Below are 25,299 nucleotides of genomic sequence, written 5' to 3'. Positions count from 1 at the left end.
CGGTGTAAATGGAGATACAAACAGCACAATGAAGACATGGAAATTGGACGATATTCCCTGGAGCCAGTTTGACCCCTCCAAGGTTGATCCCGAAGTGACCAAGCTGGTTAAGGCCGCCGCCTTGGTCGAGCGAAACGCCGCAGATTACACCACATATCTGAAGAACGTGTTCCATGCAGACCCATCCTTCCAGTCCCTGGCCGATGAATGGCAGGAAGAAGAGGTACAGCACGGTGATGCATTGGGACTCTGGGCTGAACGTGCAGACCAGACTTTCGACTACAAATCTGCACTCCAGAGATTCCGGGATGGATACCGGATCAATCTGGAAACAGGAGAAAGCATACGCGGGTCACTGACCCGCGAGCTGATTGCACGCTGCATCGTAGAGACGGGTACCAGCTCCTACTACTCCGCCCTGCGCGATGGAACCGAAGAACCTGTCCTGCAGTACATCTGCCACCGGATTGCCGGCGATGAGTTCCGTCACTACAAGCTGTTTTACACTGCCCTGCAGGATTATCTGGACAAAGAACAAATCCCCACATGGCGGCGCCTTCTGGTCGCCATGGGACGAATCCGTGAAAGCGAGGATGACGAGCTGTCCTTTGCATGGCATGCCGCTAATGCGCCAGCCGACACACCCTATGACCGTGCCCGGGCCAGCTTGGCCTATGGTGCCCGGGCCTTCAGTTTCTACAGGCCGTTGCATGTAGAACGCGCTTCCAACATGGTCTTGAAGGCAGCCGGTATAAGACCCGGTGGATTGGTCGGGGCGGCTGTCGGCAAGATCATGTGGTCTTTCATCTCACGGCGGGCCAAGAAACTGGATGCCGAGCTGAAGCGTCAGGCCGCCTGATCTGGATACCTGAAAAGGTGAGGGAGACTACTCTCCTTCACCCGCATCAAGCGCCGCAACAATAAAACGGGCGATACGCTCCGGGTCTTTCACCCCTAGCGCACGCTCGACGCCAGAAGACACATCGACACCAACAGCACCGCTTTCTGCCATTGCTGCCGCCACGTTTTCGGGATTCAGTCCGCCAGCCAGAAGCCAGGGACTCTGGCCGGACCACCCCCGCATTACAGACCACGGAAATGCATGGCCATTTCCTCCTGGGCAAGACGCTCCTTCCGGAGGACGGGCATCAAACAGCAACCAGTCAGCAATACCGTCATAAGGCCTTGCGTCCTCCAGATCGGCAGCACTGGCAACACCAATGGCCTTGATCACTTCCGAACCATACTCCAGCCGGAGTTCCTCGACCCGCTCAGGACTCTCGGTTCCATGGAGCTGAATGACATCCAGCCTGACATGACGGTACACCGCATCAATGTCCGCATCAGATGGATCAACGAACAAGCCAACAATCCGAATTTCGTCGCGGATCTCAGCTGGTACACCGGCCAGAAGCTCGGCTGCACGTTCCGGGCTGACAGCACGGGGGCTGGCAGGACAAAAGACAAAGCCAAGGAAGTCGGCACCGGCCCCTGCTGCCGTTTCAACCGCATCCTCGTCGGTCAGGCCACAAATCTTGATGAGTACCGGCTGGCTCACACATAATCTCCTTGCTGGGAGAAAGCTGGATCGGCCAGCTCCTCCAGTATACGATAAACGGCCTGTGAAGGATCTTCTGCCGTGGTTACCGGACGACCGACAACAAGATAATCCGCGCCTGCTTCCCGTGCTTCTGCCGGGGTTGCAACACGCTTCTGATCACCGGAGCCAGCCCACAGTGGCCGGATGCCCGGCACGACAATCGCGAAATCGGGCCCACAGGCAGAACGGACAAGCTCAGCCTCGTACGCCGAGCACACAACCCCGTCCATACGGCAATCACGGGCCAGAGAGACCAAGTGCCGCACTTGGTCCGTAGGCACACGCGGCAGACCAACTTCAGCCAGATCTGCAGCATTCAGACTGGTCAGGACAGTCACAGCAAACAGCCGTGGCCTGACAATGCCACGCCGCCCCGCTTCCTCATGCACGGCATCCGCTGCGGCGCGCATCATGTCGCGCCCTCCCCCGGCATGCAGCGTCATACAAAAGGGAGAAAGCTGACACGCGGCACGCACAGCACCGGCAACCGTATTGGGGATATCGTGGAATTTGAGATCAAGGAAAAGCGACAAACCACCCGATACTTCCTGGACAGAGCGCACACCATCGGGCCCATGGGCGGAATAATACTCAAGACCAAGCTTGATCCCTCCTGCCAGATCTTTTACAGCAGAAGCCAGCCGCACGGCACGGGTGTGATCAACCGTATCCAAGGCAACAAACAACGGGTTGGCCGGAAACATGGCAGGTATCCTGTCCAAGGCTAAGATGCCGATGGTTATAGCACCACCACCAGACTCGGCAAGAACGGAATACAAACAGCTCAGCCACCGGGGCTGATCGTCATTTCCAACAAGTCCAGAAGCCGCCCCGTTGCCCCACGCCCGAACCATTGCTCCATATCATCCCCCTGCCGGGGCTTCTGGAGCTGCAGCATGAAGTCACCGAACAAACCCGAGCATATCGCCGAAAAATGCTTCTCCGTCGGCTTGAAAATATTGGGCCACTTGTCATACGCAAGAGCAGGAATGAAGTGGGAACGCAAGGCCGGAGCATCCTGGAAAATGGCCAACAGGCGCGTCAGAAGCTTCATCAGCAAAAGCCGCGAGGGCGGGTGGGAAAACATCAACGACCGCAGCTCGCTATCCCGGGCCGAGGGAAAGCGCGTCATCAGGCGGCTGGCATCCGAATTCAGGTCCGAATAGGGAAAAGTCCCCAGAACATCACGCCAGAACCCCCCCAGGCGCACCAAACAGTGCCGGGGCAGAACCAGGGAGTGATCCTTGACCTCGTTGGAAACACCGTGTGGGTAGAAGGCAACAATCAAACGCAGGAGAAAATCAGCACGGCGGTCCCACGCGGGGCGCTCGATAGGCTCGGCCCTCAATGCCTCGGCAGAGGCATCCTGAACCATACGCCGGGCACAGCTGGAGCAGGTAATCTCCATACGGGCGACCTGGCCTTTGACAAACAGCTCGGTTTCGGCAACCAGCTTGTCAACGCCCCGTGATTCCGCCAGCTTCTTTGCAACCTTACCAATTTCCTCGGCGTGCACGATCATTTCCGGCCCGCCGACACCCAGTCTCAGCTTCTTGTCCTTGTTCTGGTCCGACACGGCATTCCCCTGTACATCACCACAACCGGAACTGTTGCCATCGCCACTGAAGGGCAATCAATCCATAGCCTGGCGGGTTGATTGCGGGATGCCGGACCGGGCAAGGAAATCTGCCCTTTCGTTATCCGGGTGGCCGGCATGCCCCTTGACCCAGTGCCATCGTACCTCATGGCGGCTGGCCTGCACATCAAGAAGCTGCCACAGGTCCGCATTTTTGACTGGCTTGTTGTCAGCCGTCTTCCATTGCTTCCTTTTCCACCCCTGCAGCCATTCGGTCATGCCCTTCTGGACATATGTGCTGTCTGTATAGACATCTACCACCATCGGACGCCGCAAGGTCTTGAGAGCCTCGATTACCGAGGTCAGCTCCATCCTGTTGTTGGTGGTTTCGCTTTCCCCCCCGCAAATCTCTTTTTCGTGCCCTTTCCAGCGCAAAATGGCCCCCCATCCACCCGGGCCCGGATTCCCGGAACAAGCCCCGTCTGTAAAAATTTCAACGCGATCCGAATCATCCCGTGTCTGGCTCATACCAGCTCTCCCGGCGTCAATCCATACGCGGAAATCCCGGCAGCCGTACGGTGGAAACGCAGCCTGCGCAGGTACTCAAGCGGGTCTTTCCTGGTCACAAGAGCATCGGGATCTGTGTACAACCAGTCATAAAGGCGGGTCAGGAGAAAACGCAGTGCCGCACCGCGGGCCAACAACGGCAGGCTGTCAAGCTCTGCCGGCTGTAAAGGACGCACACTGTGGTAACCAGAAAGGAAGAGACGGGCACGTTCGGCACTGAAACCAGCCATCTCATCAAAACACCAGGCATTGAGGCAAACAGCAATGTCATAGGCCAACATGTCATTGCAGGCGAAGTAGAAATCAATAAGCCCGGAAAGATGGCCATCCTGAAAAAACACATTATCAGGAAACAGGTCGGCGTGAATGATCCCGTAGGGAAGCCCGGAAGGCCACACATCATCAAGAACAGCAAGCTCAGCGGCAAGTTCATCAGCCAGGCCTGGCTCAATGTCATGGGCGCGATCGGCACAGGCCCTGTACAGGGTATGCCACCCCTGCAGGGACAAATCATTGGGGCGGGTCATGGCAAAATCGGTAGCCCCGCGGTGCATCGTGGCCAACGCCATGCCCAGCGGTTCCATGTGGACAGGCAGGATCTGTCGCGGCCAATGCCCCTGCAAGAACGTAACAAGGGCAGCCGGACGCCCACACAACATACCCAACGCCTGACCATGCCTGTTATCCACCGGCACAGGGCAAGGAACACCACGCGCAGCCAAATGCCGCATCAAGCCAAGAAAGAAGGGTAAATGGTCCGGATCAACCCTTTTTTCGTACAAGGTCAGGATAAAGGTACCGCCGCTGGTCACCAGACGAAAATTGGTATTCTCAACCCCTTCTGCAATACCCTCCAGAGACTGGACATCCCCGATATCATAAGAGCGGACAAACGCGGCCAGCTCGGAATCGCCGACCTTGGTATAAACGGCCATTGTTCTGTATTTCTCCGTCTATTCGGCTGCCAGTATACGGGGCAATCGGAACACGATGTTTTCCTCGGTCACCGACACATGCTCCAGGGTCACATCAAAATGCTCCCGACACGCCTCGATAACAGTCTCAACCAGAATTTCCGGGGCGGAAGCACCAGCCGTCAACCCAAGACGACGCACGCCTGCCAAGGCGGCCCAGTCAACCTCTGCCGCAGACTGCACCAGCAGGGAATGCTCGCAGCCGGCCTTGCGGGCTACTTCTACCAGGCGGCGTGAATTGGACGAGTTCGGCGCCCCGATCACCATAACGGCATCACATCCACGGACCATCGCCTTGACTGCGGCCTGGCGATTGGTCGTGGCGTAACAGATATCTTCTTTGTGCGGCGCAGAAATCTGCGGAAAACGACGACGCAGAACGGCAATGATGTCAGCGGTTTCGTCAACCGACAGGGTCGTCTGGGTAACATAGGCCAGATGCTCCGGCGTTCGGGGCTGCACAACCTCGGCCTGCTCCACCGTTTCAACGAGCAACATCTGGCCGTCGGGAACCTGCCCCATGGTACCGATGACTTCAGGATGGCCGGCGTGACCAATCAGGATGACCTGACGCCCCTCTGCCACATGACGTTCGGCCCCGTTATGAACCTTGCTGACCAGGGGACAGGTTGCATCTACCCAGGTCATCCTGCGGGCCTTTGCGGCCTCCGGGACACTCTTGGGGACACCGTGCGCCGAGAAAATAACCGGGCGGTCGTCCGGACACTGATCCAGATCCTCGACAAAGACAGCGCCACGCGCCCTCAGACTTTCAACTACAAAGCGATTATGGACAATTTCATGACGCACATAAACAGGAGCCCCGAATTTCTCCAGCGCCCGCTCGACAATCTGGATCGCCCGGTCAACACCGGCGCAGAAGCCACGTGGTCCGGCCAGGGCAATCACAAGAGGAGGCTTGGACATAGGACATTCCACAGAAAAACAGGGTTGGGAGGCAGACAATGGTGGATCTGCGCACACGTTCATGCGTGGATAGCAGATCTATAGCCCCGGAGGAAGCCTTGCATCATGCCTGCGGGATTGGACAAAACAGGCCAACATGATAGCTTCCCGCCGCATCATGGCAGCAACAGGATAACCAAGCGTGACCGCCGAGACCCGCCACAGAACCCCGACCATGGCCCTGATGAAACGCCTTTACCGGGAGTCTGTTGGACAATACCGCGGCCAGATTGTTCTGGCGGCATTTTTCATGGCTCTTTCTGCAGCGGCGACAGCAGCGGTAGCCAAGCTGATGGAACCGGTTGTCAACGAAGTGTTCATGCTGCGGAATGCAGCCCTGCTGTGGCCGGTCGCCGGCATGGTGCTGGCAACGTTTGCCACCAAGGGGATAGCCGAGTACGGGCAGTCTGTTGTCATGGCCCGGGTTGGACTGCGTATCATTGCCGACCTGCAGCAACGGCTGTTTGGCCACCTGATGACACTGGATGCCGGCTTCTTCGCCCGCAACACAACCGGGCGGCTGGTATCGCGCTTCCTGGTGGATATCAACCAGATGCGCAATGCGGTTTCCAACGCCCTGACCAGCTTGGGAAAAGACATGTTGAGCGTCATAGGCCTGGTAGCCGTCATGTTCTGGCAGGACTGGCTTCTGGCTGCGGTAGCCTTTTTTGTCTTTCCGGTTGCCATCTTGCCGATTGCCCGGATCGGGCGCCGCATGCGCAAGGTCTCTATCAACACCCAGGATCAGATGGGGGCCTTCAACACCGTTCTCGAGCAATCCTTCCACGGAATCCGGATGGTCAAGTCCTATGGCCTTGAGGGACACGAATGCTCAAAAATTCGTGCCCTGACCGAAGATCTGTTTTCCTTGGCTTTCAAGGCGTCACGAATCAGGGCTATGTCCAGTCCGGTCATGGAAACACTGGGCGGAATTGCCATCACTGTTGTGATACTGTATGGCGGCAGCCGGGTTGTGGACGGCACCACAACGGCTGGTCAGTTTTTCAGCTTCATCACGGCCCTGATGCTGGCTTACCAACCCATGAAAAATCTGGCCAAGCTGAATGCTTCGCTGGAAGAAGGACTGGCGGGGGCTGAACGGCTGTTCTCTATTCTGGACACCCGTACCGCCATTACCGAACAGGCGGACGCTGTTCCCCTGAAAACAAATGGCGGGCAGATTGAATTCCGGAATGTCTCGTTCTCCTACAACGGTCAGAAAGCGGTTCTTTCGGGTCTGGACCTGATTGTCCCGCCGGGGAAGACTGTCGCGCTGGTCGGGCCATCCGGGGCAGGAAAATCGACCATCCTGAACCTGATACCACGCTTCCATGATGTTGCATCCGGTGCCGTCCTGATAGACGGGCTGGACGTACGGAAGGCAACGCTCGTCTCACTCCACCAATCCGTCGCCTTGGTCAGTCAGGATGTGGTCCTGTTCGATGATACAATCCGGGCCAACATTGCCTTCGGTAAACCGGACGCCAATGATACCGAAATTGAAAATGCAGCTCGCCTGGCCGCTGCGCACGACTTCATCTCTGCGCTGCCCATGGGGTATGAAACACCGGTCGGGGAACGTGGCATGAGCCTGTCCGGGGGCCAACGACAACGGATTGCGATTGCCCGGGCCATCCTGAAGAATGCACCGGTCCTTCTGCTGGATGAAGCTACCAGCGCCCTTGATACCGAAAGCGAACGTCAGGTTCAGGACGCTCTTCAAACCCTGATGCAGGGACGCACAACGGTTGTCATAGCGCACCGCCTGTCAACCATAACCCAAGCCGATATCATTCATGTTATTGATGAAGGTCGGGTTATCGAGCATGGTACCCATCAGGATCTTCTGGAACGTGGCGGGGCCTACGCCGCCCTGTATGCCCTTCAGTTCAGGGATACAACAGAACCGGGACCGTCATGCTGAAAAAAATTCTGCGCCACGACCGTGTCCATTCCCTCTTCAGCTGGCTGGGATCCCTGTACATACGGCTGGTCTGGCATACCGGATCGTGGACAATAGACAATGACGAACAGCCCAAGCGCATGTGGGCAGAGAACAAGCCTTTCATCATGGCATTCTGGCATGGGCATCTGCTGATGATGCCTTACGCATGGCGCACAGGGCGCGTTATGTACATGCTGATCTCGCGGCACCGCGACGGACAGCTGATTGCGAAAACGATCTCTTACCTTGGCCTTCACTCTATTGCCGGAAGCTCAGGCAAAAGCGGCGCATCTGCCGTACGGCAGATCCTGAAGGTCCTCAAGACAGGAAGCAGCATCGGCATGACCCCAGATGGCCCCCGGGGACCAAGGATGCGGGCCAGCCGGGGCATTATCGATATTGCCCGCCTGAGCGGTGTACCCATCATCCCATGCGCCTTTTCCTGCAAGAAACGTCGGATCCTGGGAAGCTGGGACAAATTCCGCCTTGCTCTGCCTTTCAGCAAGGGGATCATCGCATGGGGGGATCCCGTCACAATCGCACCAGACCTGGACCCGGATCAGGTGGAACAAGAACGCGAAAAGCTGGAGACTGCGATGATTGCCTTGGCTGCTAACGCCGATGCACGCATGGGCCACGAACCAACACCCCCGGCCAACCCCGGGGAGACAAGCAAGACAAGGCGATCGGCGTGATACCTTTTTTGTACCATAGCGTTGTCTCAACCAGCGCACCAGCCTTGCGCCTGTGGCTTCAGTACCGGGCCCGGCAAAGCAAGGAGGACCCTGAACGCCTGCCGGAACGCAGGGGGATTGCCAGCCGCCCGCGCCCTGCAGGACCTGTACTGTGGATCCACGCGGCCAGTGTGGGGGAAAGCCTGTCTGTCCTGCCCCTGCTCCAGTCCGTGATGACAGCCCGTCCGTCTTGGTCAGCTGTTCTGACAACCGGCACACGGACATCGGCACGCCTGCTCCCCTCTCGCCTCCATGACATCGGAGCCGGGCGCGTCATACATCAGTTTGTCCCCCTGGATCACCCCCGCTGGGTAGGACGGTTCCTGGATCACTGGCAGCCAAACCTTGCCTTGTGGGTTGAAAGCGAGCTGTGGCCCAACCTGCTGAAGGCATGCCGCGAGCGCGGCATTCCTTCCGTTCTGGTAAACGGACGCATGTCGGAACACTCCTTCCAACGCTGGCGGCTCGCCCCTGCCCTGATCCGGGATATGCTGTCCGGTTTCTCCCTGTGCATGGGGCAAAGCCCGGAAGACACGCAACGCCTGCAGGAACTGGGAGCCCGGAATCCTGTATGCCCGGGAAATCTCAAGTACGCATCACCCCCTTTGCCGGTCGACCTCAACAAACTGGAGGCAGCTCGAAGCGTCATAAAGAATCGCCCTGTATGGCTGGCATCGTCTACCCACCCCGGGGAAGAGCTGATGGCCGGGCAGGTGCACCGCGCCATGACGGCACAGCTGCCTGGCCTGCTGACCATTATCGTGCCCCGCCATCCCGAACGCGGGGAAGATATTGCAAGGGAGCTAACAGACAGAGGGATGAAAGTTGCCCTCCGCTCCCACGGGTCTGCTCCTGATCAGGCATGCGATGTCTGGTTGGCTGACACCTTGGGAGAACTGGGGCTTTTCTATCGCCTGTGCCCTGTTTCCTTTATCGGCAAATCCCTGCTCGGAACGGGTGGACAGAATCCACTGGAACCAGCCCGACTTGGCAGCGCTGTTGTGTTTGGACCCAACATGGAGAACTTTGCTGAAATCAGCATCCGCATGTTGCAGAATCGTGCCGCAATACAGGTTCCCGATGCAGAAGAACTGACCAGAACAGTGCAGCAGCTTTTGCTGCAGCCCGGCATACGCGAAACCTTGATACAGTCTGCTCAAAGCTTTTGCCATCAAGAGGCTGCTGTTCTGGAGCGGATTATGGCCTATCTGCTCCCGTTGTGCGACAGTGGGGCCAGCTGATGCAAACCCCCTCTTGGTGGCAGCACCGCAATATGACAGCCTTGGCCCTGTCTCCCTTCGGGTGGCTGTACGGCCTCGGGACGTTTATGAGGCAGCGCGCCATGCACCCTTGGACAGCACCCGTCCCGGTTATCTGCGTTGGCAACATAACCGCAGGGGGAAACGGAAAAACACCGGTAACGCTGGATATTCTTGAACGTCTTCCCGGGGCGCATGCCCTGCTGCGCGGCTATGGTGGGAAACTCAAGGGGCCAGTACAGGTCAACCGACAGCACCACACCTGTGACGAAACCGGTGACGAGGCCCTGCTTCTGGCTGAAAAAGCCCCGACATGGGTTGCACGCGATCGCACGGCCGGAGCACAAGCGGCCTGCGAGGCGGGTGCACGGTATATTGTCATGGATGATGGTTTACAGAACCCCTCCCTGACTAAAACATTGTCCTTGGTTGTCATCGATGGACAATACGGCTTTGGCAATAACCTGATGATACCGGCCGGCCCCTTGCGGGAGATCCCGCGCCAAGCATGGAAAAGGGCTGATGGCATTGTACTTCTGGGTGAAGACCGCACGGGCATTATAGACACGGCTCCGGCTCATCTTCCTGTTTTGCGGGGTCGCCTCGTCCCGGACAACAAGGACCAAACTTGGAGCGGGCAGCGCGTTATTGCCTTTGCCGGAATCGGGCGTCCCGGGAAATTTTTTGATGCCCTTACAACGCTGGGGGCCGAACTGGTTGCGACCTATTCCTTTGCCGATCACCATCCTTACAGCAGGAGTAAGATCAGCAGGATGCTTGAACATGCCCGTCTTGAACACTGTCAGCTGGTCACAACCACAAAAGATGCCGTCCGCATTGACCCCCTACAGCGTTCTGCACTGTCCGTCCTGTCCGTGCATGTAGAATGGAACGATCATGGAGAAGCCTTGGGTGCGTTGCTGGAGCCCCTGACCCGATGAGAGAAAAGCCAACTGTTACAGATATTCTTCTGGTTACCCTTGCCTGCCTGTACTGGGGTCTTATGCGTGTTCTTCCAATAGACGCTGCATCCCGTTTCGGTGGCCTTGTCCTGCGTATCATAGGCCCGCGGCTGCGTGCGCATCGCATTGCCAGCCGCAACCTGCGGCAGGCATTCCCGGAACAGGATGAAGCATGGATCCAGAGAACCCTGAAAGGGATGTGGGATAACCTGGGGCGAAATGTTGGAGAGTTCCCGCACCTGGAACGCATCATGGACCGGGCCAACGGACGCATACAGCTGAATGGCGCAGAACACATACAAGCCTTGGCCGAAGATGGCATCGGCGGTATCTTTTTTTCGGCCCACCTTGCCAACTGGGAACTGGCTGCCTTGTCCGCCGCGGATCAAGGGCTGCCCATACACCTTTTCTACCGTGCCCCCAACAACCCCCTGATGCGACGGTTATTCACACGTTTGCGACGGGGAAATGGGATCCTTCTGCCCAAGGGAGCATCCGGAGCCAAGCAGGGCCTTGCCCTTCTCAAAAGCGGTGAACACGTTGGCATGCTGGTGGACCAGAAAATGAACGACGGCATTCCTGTCCCCTTTTTCGGGCGCACAGCCATGACAGCCCCGGCCCTGGCCCAGTTTGTCCTGAAGTATGCTATACCCGCTGTACCGGCACGAGTCATTCGCCTGAACGGAGCCAGATTCCGCATCGACATTCTTCCTCCCCTTTCGCCCGAAACATGTGCAGACCATCATGATGGGGTGGAAAAGATCATGAAGGATGTCAATGCCATGGTGGAGGGATGGATCCGCGAAAATCCGGAACAATGGCTATGGGTACACCGGCGCTGGCCGGATGAATGAAAAGCAACAGCAATCAACGGCCGTGTCGTTGCCGGGAGGGCATGGTCATCCTGGCTTCTCCATCCAGAACAACCTTCTCCTTGACCAGACACACTGTTTGCAGCACGATCACTCTTTTTTCCGGTATCAGGTCAACGACCTCGGCTCTGGCGGTTACAGTATCCCCAACGCGCACGGGTGCCCGGAAGTTAAGGGTCTGGGACATATAAACAGCCCCCGGACCAGGTAATTTCATCCCCAGAACAGTCGATATGAAACCCGCAGACAACATGCCATGCACAATTCGCCCGGCAAAGGCCGTGCTTTCGGCAAATTCCTGATTGATATGGATCGGGTTCGTATCACCGCTGATCCCTGCAAACAGAACCATATCCGCTTCCGTCACAGTTTTGCTGAATGACGCGTAGGCACCCTTGATAATATCTTCAAAATAATGGACGGGGGAATCAACAGCAAAACCCGTAACAACGCTGTTCATCGCAGGATCTCCTTGGTGTTACGGACGTACTAATACACCGAACAAATTTGTGCATCGCAGTATAGACCCGAACAGGGCTCTGTCACAAGCAAAGGACGCATGACGGACACATGCCGTGCCTGTATGCTTGGTCGGTAAAGACCAGAATTCCTCGAGACGACTCCATGCATATACGCTCTTTGTTCCTGCCAGCTGTCATATGTGTCAGCACAGTCCTGTCATCCTGCGCAGCAGCACCCCCTCCTTGGTCAAAAACAGGCTCCAGCGACACGGAAACACAGCGAGAATGGCTGTCCTGCCGACGCTATGCCGAAGGGATAAGCGGGGGAAGACGCTATGTGGACAGCGCAAGCTCCACCACACATGCCCTGGACATCCAAGACCGGGGCAATGCCATGAAACACTACACAGAAATCCTTGATGCCTGCATGCAAGCCAAAGGATACAAACATAGTAAAAGAAGGTGATTCTGGAAAAATCTATCTTCAATTGAATAGAAAGGGCTGATAAAACTTGTCCCTCGGTCAAGGGTGGCCGCGTTGTTTTTGGTGGGGACAGACGATGACAACAACACTCGATACCACAGCGGGGGCAGCCGTATACTCGCGCTTCATCTTGAAACTTTATGATTTCTGGGTGCTGGGGGTATCAAATACACTGGCATGGCAGTGTCCAACACGGACCGTTCTGCTCCCCTTCTTCACCGAGCACGCAAGCAACCGGCACCTGGATGTCGGTGTTGGAACGGGCTTCTATCCTACGAACACCACATTCCGGGACAATGCCAAACTGACCCTCCTCGATCTCAACACGGATAGCCTGAACGCAGCCTCGGACCGGATCGGGCGATCGGGCACAACATCAATCCAAGCTGATATCCTGAATCCATCGGTTCAACTCCCGGCGCAAAGCTGGGACTCCATTTCGCTGTTCTACCTTTTGCATTGCCTTCCGGGAACCATGGAGGACAAGGCCGCCGCTTTTCACTGCCTGAAAACAGCACTGAGCACAGACGGCATACTCTACGGTGCAACAATTCTGGGGGATCAGGCGAACCACAACAGCTTTGGCCGCACGTTGATGAATGTCTACAACAAGAAGGGGATTTTCGGTAACCGGAACGACACGGCAGAGAACCTGGAAGAAGCCCTGAAAAAGCACTTCGGGTCAGTTCACGTTCGCACACATGGTACGGTTGCCCTCTTCACAGCAAGAGCACCCCTGCTCTGAAATAACAGTACTACTTGCACGTATTGGATAACATGGCCGCATCGGCATCCGGTACCAACACGTTGGTGGATATCTCTATCGACCGATAGACCTTCTCCTTGGAAATGGTCTGTACAGCTTGCTCCACCCGCCGCTTGAGCTTGGCTTCGTCAGCAAACTCCTTGCGGCTTGCAGGAATATCGTTAAGAGCCGCGATGATAGCTTGTCGAGCCCATGGTGCCTTCACACACGCCTGATAACGGGCATTGGACGGCAGCGCACCCTCTACAGGCTCTGGCGGGGGAGGAACAAAAAGACGGACAAAAAGACCTTGGTAAAGGGTCTTCTGACCGTCCACAACGGGAATCCAGATCACATCCAGCTGGATATAGTCTCCAGGTACCGCATTGGCCTCGCTACGTGGCTTTGAAGCCTTTTTCCCGCCAGACCCGGCCTCTGCATCCGAAGACAAAAACACCGAAAGAACAGACACAAGGGCAAAGGCTACCGCCAGAATGTGCCGTAACTGCCTGTAAAAAAATAACATGTGCCTCTACTCCAACGAGGATGAACCGACTCCGGACACACCCCGGCTTCCATAACCAGCATCAAGTCTGGCGCAAGGAACGAAAAAAGGCACGCAGCACATCAGCACATTGCGTTTCAGCCAATCCTCCGTATACTTCCGGCCTGTGATGGCACGTTGGCTGGGTATACAGTCTGGGGCCATGCTCGACAGCACCTCCTTTGGGGTCATAGGCCCCGAAATACAGGCGTCGAATACGAAAAAAAGACACAGCAGCCGCACACAAGGCACACGGTTCAAGGGTAACATACAGATCGCAATCATCGAGCCGTGTGCTTCTGCAATGCTTTGCAGCCTGCCTCAGGGCCAGAATCTCGGCATGAGCCGTAGCATCACACTGTTCCTCGGTACGGTTGGATGCACGGGCGATGATCTCGCCCTTGCAAACGACGACCGCACCAACAGGCACTTCCCCGCGCTTGGCAGCGGCATGGGCTTCGGCCAGAGCGGCCATCATCGGAATATGGGAAGCGTCGTTTTTCATGGCTTGAATGTCTGGTTACAGACACTTGGCGTCAAGAGTTTGCTCTGCTTCTCTACAGGATGATTGCCGGATTGATACGGGGACGGTAAGAAGGGACCCATGAAAGCACCCGTTATTGGAATTCCCCTGGACAGCGAGGATGGGGGCGGTTACTCAAAGTTGCCGTGGTATGCCTTGCGCAAGAATTACGTGGAATCCGTGGTCAAGGCCGGGGGTGTGCCCTTGCTGCTGCCTCATGAAGAGGCATGCACAGAAGCCTACATCAATATGATCGATGGTCTCTTGATCGCCGGCGGCGCCTTTGACATCGATCCTGCACTGTTCGGTGCTGACCACCGTCATGAAACTGTTACGCTAAAGCCGGGCCGAACCCTGTTTGAAGCCTCCATAACACGTGCAGCCCTTGCTGCAGACAAGCCTGTTCTGGGAATCTGTGGCGGGCAGCAGCTTCTGCACGTTCTGCTAGGCGGTACACTGATCCAGCATATACCTGACGAAATCCCCTCTCCCTTGGCCCACGAGCAACCCAACCCGCGTACCGAACCCGGACATGTCGTCCATGTACGCGAGGGAACACTGCTCCATCGCATTACGGGCGAGCAGGAATTTCCCGTCAACTCAGCACACCACCAAGCTGCAAAAACACCTGGCCCGGGGGTTGTTGTCAGCGCGACAGCACCCGACGGCGTAGTCGAGGCCATTGAACACCCTTCCTATTCCTTTTGCCTCGGTGTGCAATGGCACCCGGAGTATCACATCAGCCCGGCGGACAAAAAAATCTTTGACGCCTTTATCAACGAGGCGCGCCTCCCATGACACCCGATACCATCATCCCGCTCGACATGCACAAACCCGACAACGAGGAAGAGCTGCCCGAGCTTGATACCTCGCTGGAAGAACTGGATTTCATGGCGGATTCTTCGTCGCGGAACGAAGACAACGCTCCAGACCATCACGATGACAGCGCGGAACCCCACTCCGATGAAACAGGGCAAGGCCCCGAAGGAGAAAGGATTTGCAAGTTTCTTGCCCGCGCCGGGGTATGCTCACGCCGTGATGGAGAGCGCTGGATTGCAGACCAACGCGTTGCCGTCAATGGTGTGGTATTGGATACACCGGCCTTTATGGTTACCGGGACAGACCGGGTAACCGTTGATGGCGTGCCGGTTGCAAAAGCGGATGTGCCGCGTCTTTGGCGCTATTACAAGCCTGCCGGTCTTGTCACCACGCATCATGATCCACAGGGTCGCGCGACTGTTTTCGAGAACCTGCCCGGTAATCTGCCACGTCTGATCAGCGTAGGCCGGCTGGACCTGAACTCTGAAGGCATTTTGCTGTTGACCAATGACGGTGAACTGGCACGCAAGCTTGAACAGCCGAGCACAGGCATCCCCCGTCGCTACCGGGTACGGGTTTACGGTGCAGTTGATGAAAACAGGTTGGCCGATCTGGAAAACGGCATCACGGTTGAGGGCATTCACTATGGCCCGATCAAGGCGCATGTAGAGCGCCGGGTTGGCGCGAATTCATGGCTGCTGATAACCCTGACCGAAGGAAAGAACCGCGAAATCAGGCGGGTGATGCAACACCTTGGCTATCACGTCAATCGCTTGATCCGGGTTGCCTACGGAAACTTCTATCTTGGCCGCATGGAACGTGGATGCATTGAGGAAGTGCCTCCCCGTCTTCTACGTGAACAGCTGGCAAGCCTTGACCCAACTCAATCGGGGCCTACGGGCAAACCCGTTATGGACCGGACCGGATGGGCAAAGGCAAAAGTAGCACCAACACGCCCCGGGCACCGAAAACATTTTCATAAAACCAACAAAGTAGACTCTATGCCAAACGAGCAGAAAAGCCGCACATCATTCAAGGCTGAAGAAACAGCCCCGTCCCGTGCACGTCGCCCACACCACAAGGATCGGGACCACAACAACGAAAACCGCCCACGCCGCGAGGAAGGATTCCGCCCACGTCGTGAAGACGGGTTCCGGAACCGCGAGGACCGCCCCCGTTCCGCAGGGAGCGAACGCCCGTCACGGGATGAATTCCGCCCACGCCGTGAAGATGGTTTCCGGCCACGCCGTGAAGACGGGTTCCGGAACCGCGAGGACCGCCCCCGTTCCGCAGGGAGCGAACGCCCGTCACGGGATGAATTCCGCCCACGCCGTGAAGATGGTTTCCGGCCACGCCGTGAGGACGGGTTCCGGAACCGCGAGGACCGCCCCCGTTCCGCAGGGAGCGAACGCCCGTCACGGGACGAGTTCCGCCCACGTCGTGAAGATGGTTTCCGGCCACGCCGTGAGGACGGGTTCCGGAACCGCGAGGACCGCCCCCGTTCTGCAGGGAGCGAACGCCCGGTACGGGATGAATTCCGCCCACGCCGCGAGGAAGGTTTCCGGCCACGCCGTGAGGACGGGTTCCGGAACCGCGAGGACCGCCCCCGTTCCGCAGGGAGCGAACGCCCGGCACGGGATGAATTCCGCCCACGCCGTGAAGACGGGTTCCGGAACCGCGAGGACCGCCCCCGTTCCGCCGCTGGTGCTCCGCGCAAACGCTACGACGCATCCTGAACGTACGACAGGATAGCATGCAAATCATTGGCGGTCGCTTTCGTGGCAAGAAGCTCGTAGCTCCTGAAGGGACGGACGTTGTCCGTCCCACCGCCGCCCGTGCCCGTGAAGCTGTTTTCAACATCCTTCTCCATGGTCTGCACAGAGAAGGGTTTACGCTGGCTGGTGCCACCGTCGCCGATCTGTTTTGTGGAACAGGTGCCTTGGGACTGGAGGCACTCTCACGCGGTGCACAAAGTGCAACATTCGTTGACAGGGCACCGACCGCTCTTGCTGCGCTGAAACGTAATATACGGGCCCTGCCCCTTGATCAGCAAACACAGGTCATTGCTGGCGATGTTCTGAACCTGCCAAGGGCTATGGCGCCTTTTTCCTTGATTTTTATGGACCCGCCTTATGCAGAAACCGTTGCTGGAACAGTCCTGCAAAATCTGGCAACAAACGGGTGGGTCAAGACCGGAAGCATCATCGTCGTAGAAACCGCAACAAGCGCACACCATGCGTATGTGCCGGATTTCCAGATCCTTAAAGAGCGCCGTTACGGCAAGGCCATGACCCGATTTCTCCTGTACAGACCAGACTGAATAAAGTCATCTCACGCGAGAATAGCGGAACCATGCACACTGGAACGGAGCAAATCAAGGAGCGTATCCGCAAGGCCGCCATAAAGGAAGGCTTTGACTGTATTGGTTTTGCGCGCGCTGAGCTGGATGAGAAAACACGCCGCAGACTGTCTTCATGGCTGGCCCAAGGGTGCCACGGCACAATGGGCTGGATGGCTGAAACGCAGTCACGCCGTGCGGATCCACGGACCCTGTGGCCAGAAGCCGCAACGGTTATCTCCCTTGGAACCAACTATGCACCGGGTCACGATCCTCTTCGCGGCCTTATGCATTCCCGTCGGGGGTATATCAGTGTCTATGCCCGTAATCGCGACTATCACGATCTGATCAAGGGACGCCTGAAGCAACTCGGAGCACGGATACAGCACATATGCGGCCAAGACATAAAGGTTTTTGTGGATACAGCACCCTTGATGGAAAAGCCATTGGCAGCCGCTGCGGGTCTGGGATGGCAAGGCAAGCACACCAATATTGTATCACGTCGCTTTGGATCTTGGATGTTCCTGGGGGAAATCCTGACGACTCTGGATCTGCCGCCTGATCCCCCTGCATCGGAACACTGTGGGCGATGTACGCGGTGCCTGGATATTTGCCCGACATCTGCTTTTGATTCAGCAGGAAAAATTGATGCCCGCAAGTGCATATCGTATCTGACAATCGAACACAAAGGCCCCATTCCCTATGCCTTGAGGTCGCGCTTTGGCAATCGCATCTATGGCTGTGATGACTGTACGGCGGTATGCCCTTGGAACCGCTTCGCCCCGCCAACACCCCATGATGCCTTCAAGCCGCGCGTCGAACTGACAGCTCCCCGCCTGGCTGACCTGCTTGAACTGGATGACGCTGCTTTCCGCACGTTATTCTCGGCGTCCCCCGTCAAACGAATCAGCCGATCACGCTTCATACGCAACGTCCTGATAGCAGCTGGAAACAGCGGTGATGCTTCTATAACAAAGAAAATAACGCCGCACCTGAATGATCCGAACCCTGTTATTCGCGGCGCAGCCATTTGGGCACTGTCCCGCCTTCTGGACACGCGGGATTTTCACGACCTGGCAAAAACATACGGGAAGGATGAAAGCAATCCTTGCGTCAGGGAAGAATGGATGCTGGGGGAAAAACCATCCAGCATCCAGCCCTGAAAACAAAAACCGGAAAGGTCCTGTTATGACCGCCCCGGCTTTTGTCGTTATATGTGTAAATCAAGCCCCGGAAGCCAAAGCACGTGCCAGATTGCACAGAGCTTCCTGATGACGCTCATTGTTTATAAGAGCGAAATTGCGAGCCAGCTCCAGACACATACGCTGACGCGGGTGGACTTCCTTGGACGTGGCCTGCCCCAGTTCCTCGTAGAAGTAACCCACTTCCACATCCAGAACCAAGGCAATCTCACGCAGGCGACCAGCCGATATACGGTTGATGCCGCGTTCATACTTGTGAGCCTGCTGATAGGTCACACCAATCATGTCAGCCATCTGTTGCTGGGAAAGTCCTAACTTGATCCTGCGGTCGCGAATACGGGCACCAACGTGCCGGTCCGTATCTGTGGCACGGTTTGCAGGCTGATCACCACGGTCAGGAGAAGCGCTATAGTTCATTATTCCAGTTCCTTTCCACTCAACATGCGCTGTCGCCCGGGTTGTGGCCCCTCCAGACAGGGAAACCGGGCAGACCGGAGCAAGAACAGGTCGTCTCATGCGACCATTGCCTCTTTGCTCATCAACTTCAGGGATACGCGGTTTCCCCAATAGTCGCAAGCAATACTAGGGGATCCCCGATACCAAAACGTATAATTGCACCCACCCAATCAACGGGACGGCGAAATATCATTCGTACACATATGTACAGAATCGTCAACCTACAGGAAAGAAACGGCCTGTTTGCATGAAAAGATGCAGAACAATGCCCGGGCGCATACGGCGACAGAAAAACGATCGCCCATTACGGTCCAACGGTGGTTGTCTCGACAGACACAGTTCATGGTAGCGGCGAGCGGAAAGAGAGAGGGGGAGGAAGAGAGTTTCATCCCCCCCCCACAGCACATACAATCTATTTCTTTAAGAAGGAATCAAGCTGGCTCTGCATCGCATTAAGCTTGGCTTTCAGGTCCTCAATTGCCGTATCGGGACCACTGCCTTCTCCCGATTGATTCCGGTTTGCTTCTTCACCATAGAAGCGTCCGAACATTTTCAAGGCATTCTCAAACAAGGTCATATTCTGTTTGTTCAGCTCCTCGAACTGCTCCATCGGGAACATGCCACCGAACGTATTCTTCATAATATCCCGCATGTTTTCACCATTACGGGTAAAGGACTGCATGCTCTGCTCCAGATAACGCGGCAGAATGCCTCCCAGACTGTCCCCATAGAAGCCGATGAGCTGACGCAGAAAACTGATCGGCAACAAGCTTTGTCCGCTCTTGCTTTCTTCTTCCACGATGATCTGGGTCAGAACAGAGCGGGTAATATCGTCACCACTTTTCGCATCATAGACGACGAAATCGGTTCCTTCCTTGACCATACGCGACAGGTAATCCAGCGTAACGTAACTTGACGTCGCCGTATTATAGAGCCTTCTGTTGGCATATTTCTTGATCGTTACGGGATCTTTCTGAGGTTCGGCCATCATACTTTCCTTGCTTGCACAGTCCTGTCATTCTGATCATCCAGACTGCCCCCCGGACTGCTTTGCAGCAAGTAAAATGCTGCGCAGCATAATCTGGAATGATGTGCAGCAAACCAGATAGTGTGGTGGCACAAAACAGCGTACATGTTATGGTTGTTGCCATGAAAAAAGAACCGCCTCCAAACAACTCCGCACCAAGCTTGGCTGAATTGGCCAGCCAGACTCTTGACCTATGGCAGGAGCAAATTTTCAGAACCAGCATGGATCCCGAAATGCTCGTCCTGACAGAACGTTTCCTCTCCGTTCTGGCTGGCCTGACGCCCGAAAGACCGGACCCGGACAAACATGCCCCCACACCGCAGCATCCCGAACCAACAACCGGACCAAACGCTGCCGCGTCCACCAGAACCCCGCCAGGGACCACGCCCCCTGCTGCTGCATCTGATGACAGAAGCCATGATCCTGGGTGGATGTTGCAGCGTATCGCAAGTCTTGAGGAACGGGTCTCCCTATTGGAACGATCGGCTGCCCCCCGCAGCAAGACTGGATCAAAACGGATTCGCCCTGGCTCTTGAAGAAGAAGCCAGACAGCGTTACGCCACATTTCTGCAAGGTATCACACGCTACCGTCAGTATCGTCTACCCAGACGACTGGCTCCTCCACCCCTGTTCTGGCAGGCCGGAACATCACGCCTGCACCAATTCTCGGAACATGGTATTCCGGTCCTCCTGATTCCCTCGCTTGTCAACCGGGCTGTCATTCTTGATCTGACAGGCAGTCGCAGCTTGGTTCGCTATATGGCGCGCCGCGGTATCAGACCATTCCTGATGGACTGGGATACCCCTGGACCGGAAGAAATCCATTTCAGTCTTGCCGATTATATTCAGCGCCGTCTGATACCCGCCGCTCAGGCAATCCACACAGAAAGCGGACAACCTCCCATCATTCTGGGCTATTGCATGGGGGGCCTGCTGGCACTGGCACTGGCACTGTGCAGGCCGGATCTTTGTGCCGGCTACATCGGTCTGGCTACGCCATGGGACTTTCATGCCGGACTTGACAATGGAAGAGCTGCGTTGCGCACGGTAGCTCCCCATCTTTCTACCTTGATTCACAAGACTGGTTTTATGGCAACAGACCTGATCCAGGCGCTGTTCTCCATGCTGGACCCCAGTACGGTTGGCAAGAAGTTCCGGGCATTTGCGAACATGCAACCACGATCCACACGGGCCAACATGTTTGTTGCTGTCGAAGACTGGCTCAACGATGGCGTACCCTTGGCAGGCCCGGTTGCACAGGAATGTCTGATCGACTGGTACGTTCACAACAAACCGGCACGGAAACAATGGACCGTAGGGGGCACCCGTATTGCACCTGATATGTTGAAAGCTCCTTCGCTGCTCGTCATTCCGACGCAGGACCGAATTGTCCCACCAGACTGCGCCCACGCACTGGCCAAAGCCCTTCCAAACCCACAAACCCAGGAAGTGCACTTGGGACATATCGGTATGGTAACTGGTCACACGGCACCTTATGCCATGTATCGCCCCCTTGTGCAGTGGATTCATGACGCAGCATCGCAAGACAGACGATAGACAGGAAATGCCCCTTAAAATAGAATAACGCCATCAATAACGCCTAAAGATGGCATACATAGTTCCTGCGAGACGATAAACACATACACAAGGAAGCGTTCAATGCCCGATGTTGTGATTGTCAGCGCCACGCGTACGGCCATTGGTGCCTTTAACGGCAGCTTGTCCCCTCTGCAAGCACCAGAACTTGGCTCTCTTGTTATTCGTGAAACGCTGAAGCGGGCCAATCTTGGAGCCGACACGGTATCAGAAGTCATCATGGGACAGGTGCTGACAGGAGGATCCGGGCAGAACCCGGCCCGGCAAGCATCCATAAAAGCCGGCATACCCGAACATGTTCCATCTTGGACACTGAACATGGTGTGCGGGTCTGGACTGAGAGCAATTATACAGGGTGCCATGGCGATTATGGCAGATACTGCCGATATTGTGGTCGCCGGCGGTCAGGAAAGCATGAGCAACGCCCCTCATTGCGCATGGCTGAGATCGGGCATCAAGATGGGATCCACCGAGCTGGTGGACACCATGATTCGTGACGGCTTGTGGTGCGCTTTCAATAACTACCATATGGGTAATACAGCGGAGAATATTGCCAGCCGCTGGGGCTTTACGCGTCAGGAGCAAGATGCGTTTGCCGTACATTCCCAACAAAAGGCCGAAGCCGCCCTGCGCAACGGGCGCTTCAAGGATGAAATTGTCCCCGTCAAAATCACAGGCAAGAAAGAAGAAAGTATTTTTGATCAGGATGAATATCCACGTGCCGGTACCACGATCGAGACACTGGCACGCCTGCGTCCTGCCTTCACAAAAGATGGGACTGTAACAGCAGGAAATGCCTCCGGCCTCAACGATGGCGCAGCTGCCGTTGTTCTTATGTCTGCGGACACCGCACACAAAAGGGGCCTGAAACCACTGGTGCGCATCAAATCATTTGCCTCGGCTGGTGTTGATCCAGCCATCATGGGAACAGGCCCGATCCCGGCAACACGCAAAGCCTTGGAAAAGGCAGGATGGACACCTGATGACTTGGATCTGATAGAAGCCAATGAGGCATTTGCCGCCCAGGCTATGAGTGTAAACCGGGAACTGGGCTGGAATACCGAAAAGGTCAACGTAAATGGCGGTGCCATCGCTCTTGGGCATCCCATTGGTGCATCCGGCGCTCGTGTCTTTGTCACCCTTGTGCACGAAATGCAAAAACGGGAAGCCAGAAAAGGCTTGGCAACACTCTGCATTGGCGGCGGCATGGGCGTTGCCTTGGCGGTAGAGAAAGCATGAGCTGATCCCATGCTCCACCTTCGCAGGAACCACCGGGTCTATTCGACTGCCGGAGAGGGTGGCTCGTGTTGACGGAAGATGCCGTCATTTTGGACCTGAAAAGATAAAAATACAGGGAGGAAATATGCCATGTCCAAAAGCCGTGTCGCTGTTGTTACAGGGGGAACCCGCGGCATAGGGAGGGCCATTACGGTGGCCCTGAAAGAGGCCGGCTACACAGTAGCGGCAACATATGCCGGTAATGATACGGCGGCGCATGAACTTGCCGCAGAAACAGGCATTCATGTCTACAAGTTTGACGTCGCCAACTTCCCTCTATGCGAGCAAACTGTAAGCACGATTGTCGCAGAGCTGGGGCCTATTGATATTCTGGTCAACAATGCGGGCATTACACGCGATGCCACGCTGCATCGCATGACATTCGAACAATGGAACGAAGTTATACAGGCCGACCTTGCATCATGTTTCAATATGTGCCGGTGCGTTATAGAGGGCATGCGGGAACGCAACTTTGGCCGCATCGTGAATATCGGCTCGATTAACGGACAAGCCGGTCAGTACGGACAAGTTAACTATGCAGCGGCAAAATCAGGGATACATGGCTTCACAAAAGCTTTGGCCCAAGAAGGTGCGGCAAAAGGAATTACTGTTAACGCTATTGCCCCAGGCTATGTGGACACCGATATGGTCCGCGCCGTACCCCCGGATGTTCTGAAGAAAATCATTGCCCGCATCCCGATTGGGCGCCTGGGACGAGCAGAAGACATCGCCCGGGGCGTTTTGTTTCTTGTCGCCGACAACGCAGACTTTATTACCGGGTCAACCTTGTCCATCAATGGTGGCCAGCACATGTACTGAGCCGGGCTGCCACCTCCAGGACACAAATGATCAGGAGGCTGTCTTCGAGGCAGCCTCGATCCATGCATTGAATTCCTTCTCGTGGGTGCGTATCCAGTGCTGGACATGCCGATCGATATCCTCGGAAGACGATTCACCACTGCGCATCCGCATGTTCTGGGAAGAAATTTCGGCGGCATCAATAGCAACCTGACTGAAGAACCTCTCTGCAGCCGGGTTCTGTTCCAGCCAACGTTTATTAGCCAGAATCATCTGTGTATTCACGGCAAACCCGGTGTCAATTGCCCCGGGAGCAGGAGAAGGAGTCCGCTCGGTCGATCCACCACCAACTGTCAACCAGCGTGAGTCCTTCCCAGGCACAAGAACCGCTGAAACCCACAAAGGTGTCCACGCATAGTACAGAATGGGCTTTCCTGCATTGTATCGGGCAACAACATCCATCATCATCGTGAAGTAATCACCCTGTTTCTGGGAAATGGCGGCACCAAGACCCTGTTCCGCTATATGGCGCTTGATTTCCAAGGCACATCCCCAGCCAACATTGCACCCGGTCAGATCGGATTTCCCATCACCATCGACATCAAACAGGGCGGCAATCCGTGGATCCCTGAGCTGAGACAAATCCGTAATATTGTACTCTTCAGCGGTTTTGCGATCGATCAGATAACCCTGCATGGAATGCTTGACCAAATTGCCGGCACGCACAACGCTGCGCTCACCCCCGACGGCCTCAAAGAAAGGCTGATGCAACGGATCCCAGTGATTGGCTGACCAGTGTGCATGACCATCGGCAACAGCCTTGTGCGCCTGCGGGTAGTTTGCCTCTGACACCGCAGGGACATGATACCCCAAGCGACGCAGCCCTTCGGCAACAATACGAACCTGGAATTGCTCTTCAATCGTGGCAACACCCGCCGGAATGGCCTCAAGTTCATGCCCCTCGGGATCAGCAGCAAAAGCCATCTGATGAACAAAGATACCCAAGACAGCAACAGCAGAACCCGACAAGCAGAACAAAGCCTTCAACATCTTTCGCCCCCCGAAAGGCACTCTGCCAAGCCAGACACCAGGCAGACACATGAACCAGCTGCACACAAAAACCTGGCCGAATCACCCCTGGCAGGAACGGGCAGCTTATACACGTCCCCGTAGAATTCCGAATAATCCATCCAAAAACCAAACCCTGCAAGATGTTCCTTTCCACTCCCAGAGGAGGATGGAGGCACAGAAACAAATCAATCGGAAGATCATGCTATCGGGCAAGGAAATCGGGATGCCATGCTGTATAATGATAACGCGCATGAACAGATCGACGCCAAAAAAGAGACACAAGCCATGCTTTAGCTTGACAAGCTCCCCTATTATAAAAATAAGTGACATCTTATAAAGCTGTTCAAACGCAGGAATTGAGACATGGGCCGCCCAGCCCTCACAGGCACAGCACCGAAGCAAGCAGGTACGGATTTCAGATCCGCTCCTATCTTCTCGGCTGTAGTGTCGTCCTGTGGCCTTGGGGTCAGGATGCCCGAACAGGAAGCCTTCGCTGCCCTGC

26 protein-coding genes are annotated in these 25,299 nt (G+C 56.0%); 14 read left to right on the top strand and 12 right to left on the bottom strand.

The genetic code is table 11. The features are described from left to right. Positions 1–28 precede the first annotated feature (28 nt). Complete coding sequence (locus tag HEQ61_RS03880; protein ID WP_168019407.1) at positions 29–859, top strand: ferritin-like domain-containing protein; 831 nt, start codon at positions 29–31, stop codon at positions 857–859. A gap of 27 nt (positions 860–886) precedes the next feature. On the opposite strand, the gene HEQ61_RS03875 is transcribed toward HEQ61_RS03880, so the two are convergent. The 6 genes from HEQ61_RS03875 to ispH are packed head-to-tail and all read right to left on the bottom strand — an operon-like array spanning position 887 to position 5,644. Further along, positions 887–1,558 (bottom strand): phosphoribosylanthranilate isomerase, encoded by a 672-nt coding sequence (locus HEQ61_RS03875; protein ID WP_168019408.1) that lies wholly within the window; start codon positions 1,556–1,558, stop codon positions 887–889. Next, positions 1,555–2,379 (bottom strand): orotidine-5'-phosphate decarboxylase, encoded by an 825-nt coding sequence (gene pyrF / locus HEQ61_RS03870; protein WP_322099181.1) that lies wholly within the window; start codon positions 2,377–2,379, stop codon positions 1,555–1,557. Before pyrF ends, HEQ61_RS03875 begins: the two co-directional genes overlap by 4 nt. A gap of 5 nt (positions 2,380–2,384) precedes the next feature. After that, entirely contained in the window at positions 2,385–3,176 is a 792-nt protein-coding gene (locus HEQ61_RS03865; RefSeq protein ID WP_168019410.1) for a hypothetical protein, read from the bottom strand. Between the two features lie 57 nt (positions 3,177–3,233). Continuing rightward, on the bottom strand, positions 3,234–3,704 hold the full coding sequence (gene rnhA, locus HEQ61_RS03860) for a ribonuclease HI (protein ID WP_168019412.1): 471 nt from the start codon (positions 3,702–3,704) through the stop codon (positions 3,234–3,236). Continuing rightward, entirely contained in the window at positions 3,701–4,678 is a 978-nt protein-coding gene (locus HEQ61_RS03855; protein ID WP_168019414.1) for a homoserine kinase, read from the bottom strand. The genes rnhA and HEQ61_RS03855 overlap by 4 nt, the downstream gene beginning before the upstream one ends. An 18-nt stretch (positions 4,679–4,696) precedes the next feature. Then, on the bottom strand, positions 4,697–5,644 hold the full coding sequence (ispH, locus tag HEQ61_RS03850; RefSeq protein ID WP_168019415.1) for a 4-hydroxy-3-methylbut-2-enyl diphosphate reductase: 948 nt from the start codon (positions 5,642–5,644) through the stop codon (positions 4,697–4,699). Between the two features lie 181 nt (positions 5,645–5,825). Here ispH and HEQ61_RS03845 point away from each other — a divergent pair, with 181 nt between their 5' ends. From HEQ61_RS03845 to HEQ61_RS03825, 5 genes are read left to right on the top strand one after another with little or no spacing between them, the layout of a single operon-like run. Next, positions 5,826–7,607, top strand: a complete 1,782-nt coding sequence (locus HEQ61_RS03845) for an ABC transporter ATP-binding protein (RefSeq protein WP_322099180.1) — start codon at positions 5,826–5,828, stop codon at positions 7,605–7,607. Then, positions 7,601–8,323, top strand: coding sequence for a lysophospholipid acyltransferase family protein (locus HEQ61_RS03840; protein ID WP_168019416.1), 723 nt, complete (start codon positions 7,601–7,603; stop codon positions 8,321–8,323). The genes HEQ61_RS03845 and HEQ61_RS03840 overlap by 7 nt, the downstream gene beginning before the upstream one ends. Continuing rightward, positions 8,320–9,603: a 3-deoxy-D-manno-octulosonic acid transferase gene (locus tag HEQ61_RS03835; RefSeq protein ID WP_168019417.1), complete on the top strand. Its 1,284-nt coding sequence runs from the start codon at positions 8,320–8,322 to the stop codon at positions 9,601–9,603. Before HEQ61_RS03840 ends, HEQ61_RS03835 begins: the two co-directional genes overlap by 4 nt. Beyond that, a complete protein-coding gene (gene lpxK, locus HEQ61_RS03830; protein WP_168019418.1) occupies positions 9,603–10,562 on the top strand; it encodes a tetraacyldisaccharide 4'-kinase in 960 nt (319 codons plus the stop codon). The genes HEQ61_RS03835 and lpxK overlap by 1 nt, the downstream gene beginning before the upstream one ends. Continuing rightward, positions 10,559–11,437 (top strand): lipid A biosynthesis lauroyl acyltransferase, encoded by an 879-nt coding sequence (locus tag HEQ61_RS03825; RefSeq protein ID WP_168019419.1) that lies wholly within the window; start codon positions 10,559–10,561, stop codon positions 11,435–11,437. The genes lpxK and HEQ61_RS03825 overlap by 4 nt, the downstream gene beginning before the upstream one ends. Positions 11,438–11,450: 13 nt before the next feature. Here HEQ61_RS03825 and HEQ61_RS03820 read toward each other — a convergent pair whose 3' ends face one another. Continuing rightward, positions 11,451–11,915: a MaoC family dehydratase gene (locus HEQ61_RS03820; protein WP_168019420.1), complete on the bottom strand. Its 465-nt coding sequence runs from the start codon at positions 11,913–11,915 to the stop codon at positions 11,451–11,453. A 561-nt stretch (positions 11,916–12,476) separates the two neighbouring features. Here HEQ61_RS03820 and HEQ61_RS03815 point away from each other — a divergent pair. After that, the gene (locus tag HEQ61_RS03815; RefSeq protein WP_168019421.1) at positions 12,477–13,145 is read left to right on the top strand and encodes a methyltransferase domain-containing protein; all 669 of its coding nucleotides are present in this window, start codon (positions 12,477–12,479) and stop codon (positions 13,143–13,145) included. Between the two features lie 10 nt (positions 13,146–13,155). Here HEQ61_RS03815 and HEQ61_RS03810 read toward each other — a convergent pair whose 3' ends face one another. Then, on the bottom strand, positions 13,156–13,671 hold the full coding sequence (locus HEQ61_RS03810; RefSeq protein WP_168019423.1) for a hypothetical protein: 516 nt from the start codon (positions 13,669–13,671) through the stop codon (positions 13,156–13,158). 61 nt (positions 13,672–13,732) lie between these two features. Beyond that, positions 13,733–14,194, bottom strand: a complete 462-nt coding sequence (locus tag HEQ61_RS03805; protein WP_245183114.1) for a nucleoside deaminase — start codon at positions 14,192–14,194, stop codon at positions 13,733–13,735. A gap of 99 nt (positions 14,195–14,293) precedes the next feature. Between HEQ61_RS03805 and HEQ61_RS03800 the strand changes: the two genes are divergently transcribed. Genes HEQ61_RS03800 through queG form a run of 4 tightly spaced genes read left to right on the top strand, consistent with a single transcriptional unit; the run spans position 14,294 to position 18,532 of the window. After that, positions 14,294–15,010: a gamma-glutamyl-gamma-aminobutyrate hydrolase family protein gene (locus HEQ61_RS03800; protein ID WP_168019425.1), complete on the top strand. Its 717-nt coding sequence runs from the start codon at positions 14,294–14,296 to the stop codon at positions 15,008–15,010. Next, positions 15,007–16,767: a pseudouridine synthase gene (locus tag HEQ61_RS11485; protein WP_322099179.1), complete on the top strand. Its 1,761-nt coding sequence runs from the start codon at positions 15,007–15,009 to the stop codon at positions 16,765–16,767. Before HEQ61_RS03800 ends, HEQ61_RS11485 begins: the two co-directional genes overlap by 4 nt. A gap of 17 nt (positions 16,768–16,784) precedes the next feature. After that, on the top strand, positions 16,785–17,351 hold the full coding sequence (gene rsmD / locus HEQ61_RS03790; protein WP_168019427.1) for a 16S rRNA (guanine(966)-N(2))-methyltransferase RsmD: 567 nt from the start codon (positions 16,785–16,787) through the stop codon (positions 17,349–17,351). A 32-nt stretch (positions 17,352–17,383) separates the two neighbouring features. Next, positions 17,384–18,532, top strand: coding sequence for a tRNA epoxyqueuosine(34) reductase QueG (gene queG / locus HEQ61_RS03785; protein ID WP_168019429.1), 1,149 nt, complete (start codon positions 17,384–17,386; stop codon positions 18,530–18,532). A 60-nt stretch (positions 18,533–18,592) separates the two neighbouring features. Here queG and HEQ61_RS03780 read toward each other — a convergent pair whose 3' ends face one another. Continuing rightward, positions 18,593–18,988, bottom strand: coding sequence for a helix-turn-helix domain-containing protein (locus tag HEQ61_RS03780; RefSeq protein ID WP_168019543.1), 396 nt, complete (start codon positions 18,986–18,988; stop codon positions 18,593–18,595). Positions 18,989–19,439: 451 nt separating this feature from the next. Beyond that, positions 19,440–20,015, bottom strand: coding sequence for a polyhydroxyalkanoate synthesis repressor PhaR (phaR, locus tag HEQ61_RS03775; RefSeq protein WP_168019545.1), 576 nt, complete (start codon positions 20,013–20,015; stop codon positions 19,440–19,442). A gap of 345 nt (positions 20,016–20,360) precedes the next feature. On the opposite strand from phaR, the gene HEQ61_RS03770 reads away from it, so the two are divergent. From HEQ61_RS03770 to phbB, 3 genes are all read left to right on the top strand, one after another. Continuing rightward, positions 20,361–21,611, top strand: a complete 1,251-nt coding sequence (locus tag HEQ61_RS03770) for an alpha/beta fold hydrolase (RefSeq protein ID WP_168019431.1) — start codon at positions 20,361–20,363, stop codon at positions 21,609–21,611. A gap of 102 nt (positions 21,612–21,713) precedes the next feature. Then, complete coding sequence (locus HEQ61_RS03765) at positions 21,714–22,889, top strand: acetyl-CoA C-acetyltransferase (protein WP_168019433.1); 1,176 nt, start codon at positions 21,714–21,716, stop codon at positions 22,887–22,889. A gap of 129 nt (positions 22,890–23,018) precedes the next feature. Continuing rightward, a complete protein-coding gene (gene phbB / locus HEQ61_RS03760; RefSeq protein WP_168019435.1) occupies positions 23,019–23,747 on the top strand; it encodes an acetoacetyl-CoA reductase in 729 nt (242 codons plus the stop codon). Between the two features lie 30 nt (positions 23,748–23,777). On the opposite strand, the gene proX is transcribed toward phbB, so the two are convergent. Continuing rightward, a complete protein-coding gene (gene proX / locus HEQ61_RS03755) occupies positions 23,778–24,776 on the bottom strand; it encodes a glycine betaine/L-proline ABC transporter substrate-binding protein ProX (protein ID WP_168019436.1) in 999 nt (332 codons plus the stop codon). Positions 24,777–25,299: the final 523 nt, after the last annotated feature.

It is taken from the genome of Haematospirillum sp. H4485 (assembly GCF_012102745.1).
Taxonomy (GTDB): domain Bacteria; phylum Pseudomonadota; class Alphaproteobacteria; order Rhodospirillales; family Rhodospirillaceae; genus Haematospirillum.
The sequence above is the reverse complement of the archived record's forward strand: the minus strand, read 5'-3'. Positions and strand labels throughout refer to the sequence as shown.

Coding starts and splice junctions, on each gene's coding strand:
- HEQ61_RS03880 (WP_168019407.1), top strand. CDS start 29: ATGAAGACATGGAAATTGGACGATATTCCCTGGAGCCAGTTTGACCCC.
- rnhA (WP_168019412.1), bottom strand. CDS start 3,704: ATGAGCCAGACACGGGATGATTCGGATCGCGTTGAAATTTTTACAGAC.
- HEQ61_RS03855 (WP_168019414.1), bottom strand. CDS start 4,678: ATGGCCGTTTATACCAAGGTCGGCGATTCCGAGCTGGCCGCGTTTGTC.
- ispH (WP_168019415.1), bottom strand. CDS start 5,644: ATGTCCAAGCCTCCTCTTGTGATTGCCCTGGCCGGACCACGTGGCTTC.
- HEQ61_RS03840 (WP_168019416.1), top strand. CDS start 7,601: ATGCTGAAAAAAATTCTGCGCCACGACCGTGTCCATTCCCTCTTCAGC.
- lpxK (WP_168019418.1), top strand. CDS start 9,603: ATGCAAACCCCCTCTTGGTGGCAGCACCGCAATATGACAGCCTTGGCC.
- HEQ61_RS03825 (WP_168019419.1), top strand. CDS start 10,559: ATGAGAGAAAAGCCAACTGTTACAGATATTCTTCTGGTTACCCTTGCC.
- HEQ61_RS03820 (WP_168019420.1), bottom strand. CDS start 11,915: ATGAACAGCGTTGTTACGGGTTTTGCTGTTGATTCCCCCGTCCATTAT.
- HEQ61_RS03815 (WP_168019421.1), top strand. CDS start 12,477: ATGACAACAACACTCGATACCACAGCGGGGGCAGCCGTATACTCGCGC.
- HEQ61_RS03810 (WP_168019423.1), bottom strand. CDS start 13,671: ATGTTATTTTTTTACAGGCAGTTACGGCACATTCTGGCGGTAGCCTTT.
- HEQ61_RS03805 (WP_245183114.1), bottom strand. CDS start 14,194: ATGAAAAACGACGCTTCCCATATTCCGATGATGGCCGCTCTGGCCGAA.
- HEQ61_RS03800 (WP_168019425.1), top strand. CDS start 14,294: ATGAAAGCACCCGTTATTGGAATTCCCCTGGACAGCGAGGATGGGGGC.
- HEQ61_RS11485 (WP_322099179.1), top strand. CDS start 15,007: ATGACACCCGATACCATCATCCCGCTCGACATGCACAAACCCGACAAC.
- rsmD (WP_168019427.1), top strand. CDS start 16,785: ATGCAAATCATTGGCGGTCGCTTTCGTGGCAAGAAGCTCGTAGCTCCT.
- queG (WP_168019429.1), top strand. CDS start 17,384: ATGCACACTGGAACGGAGCAAATCAAGGAGCGTATCCGCAAGGCCGCC.
- HEQ61_RS03780 (WP_168019543.1), bottom strand. CDS start 18,988: ATGAACTATAGCGCTTCTCCTGACCGTGGTGATCAGCCTGCAAACCGT.
- phaR (WP_168019545.1), bottom strand. CDS start 20,015: ATGGCCGAACCTCAGAAAGATCCCGTAACGATCAAGAAATATGCCAAC.
- HEQ61_RS03770 (WP_168019431.1), top strand. CDS start 20,361: ATGCCCCCACACCGCAGCATCCCGAACCAACAACCGGACCAAACGCTG.
- HEQ61_RS03765 (WP_168019433.1), top strand. CDS start 21,714: ATGCCCGATGTTGTGATTGTCAGCGCCACGCGTACGGCCATTGGTGCC.
- phbB (WP_168019435.1), top strand. CDS start 23,019: ATGTCCAAAAGCCGTGTCGCTGTTGTTACAGGGGGAACCCGCGGCATA.
- proX (WP_168019436.1), bottom strand. CDS start 24,776: ATGTTGAAGGCTTTGTTCTGCTTGTCGGGTTCTGCTGTTGCTGTCTTG.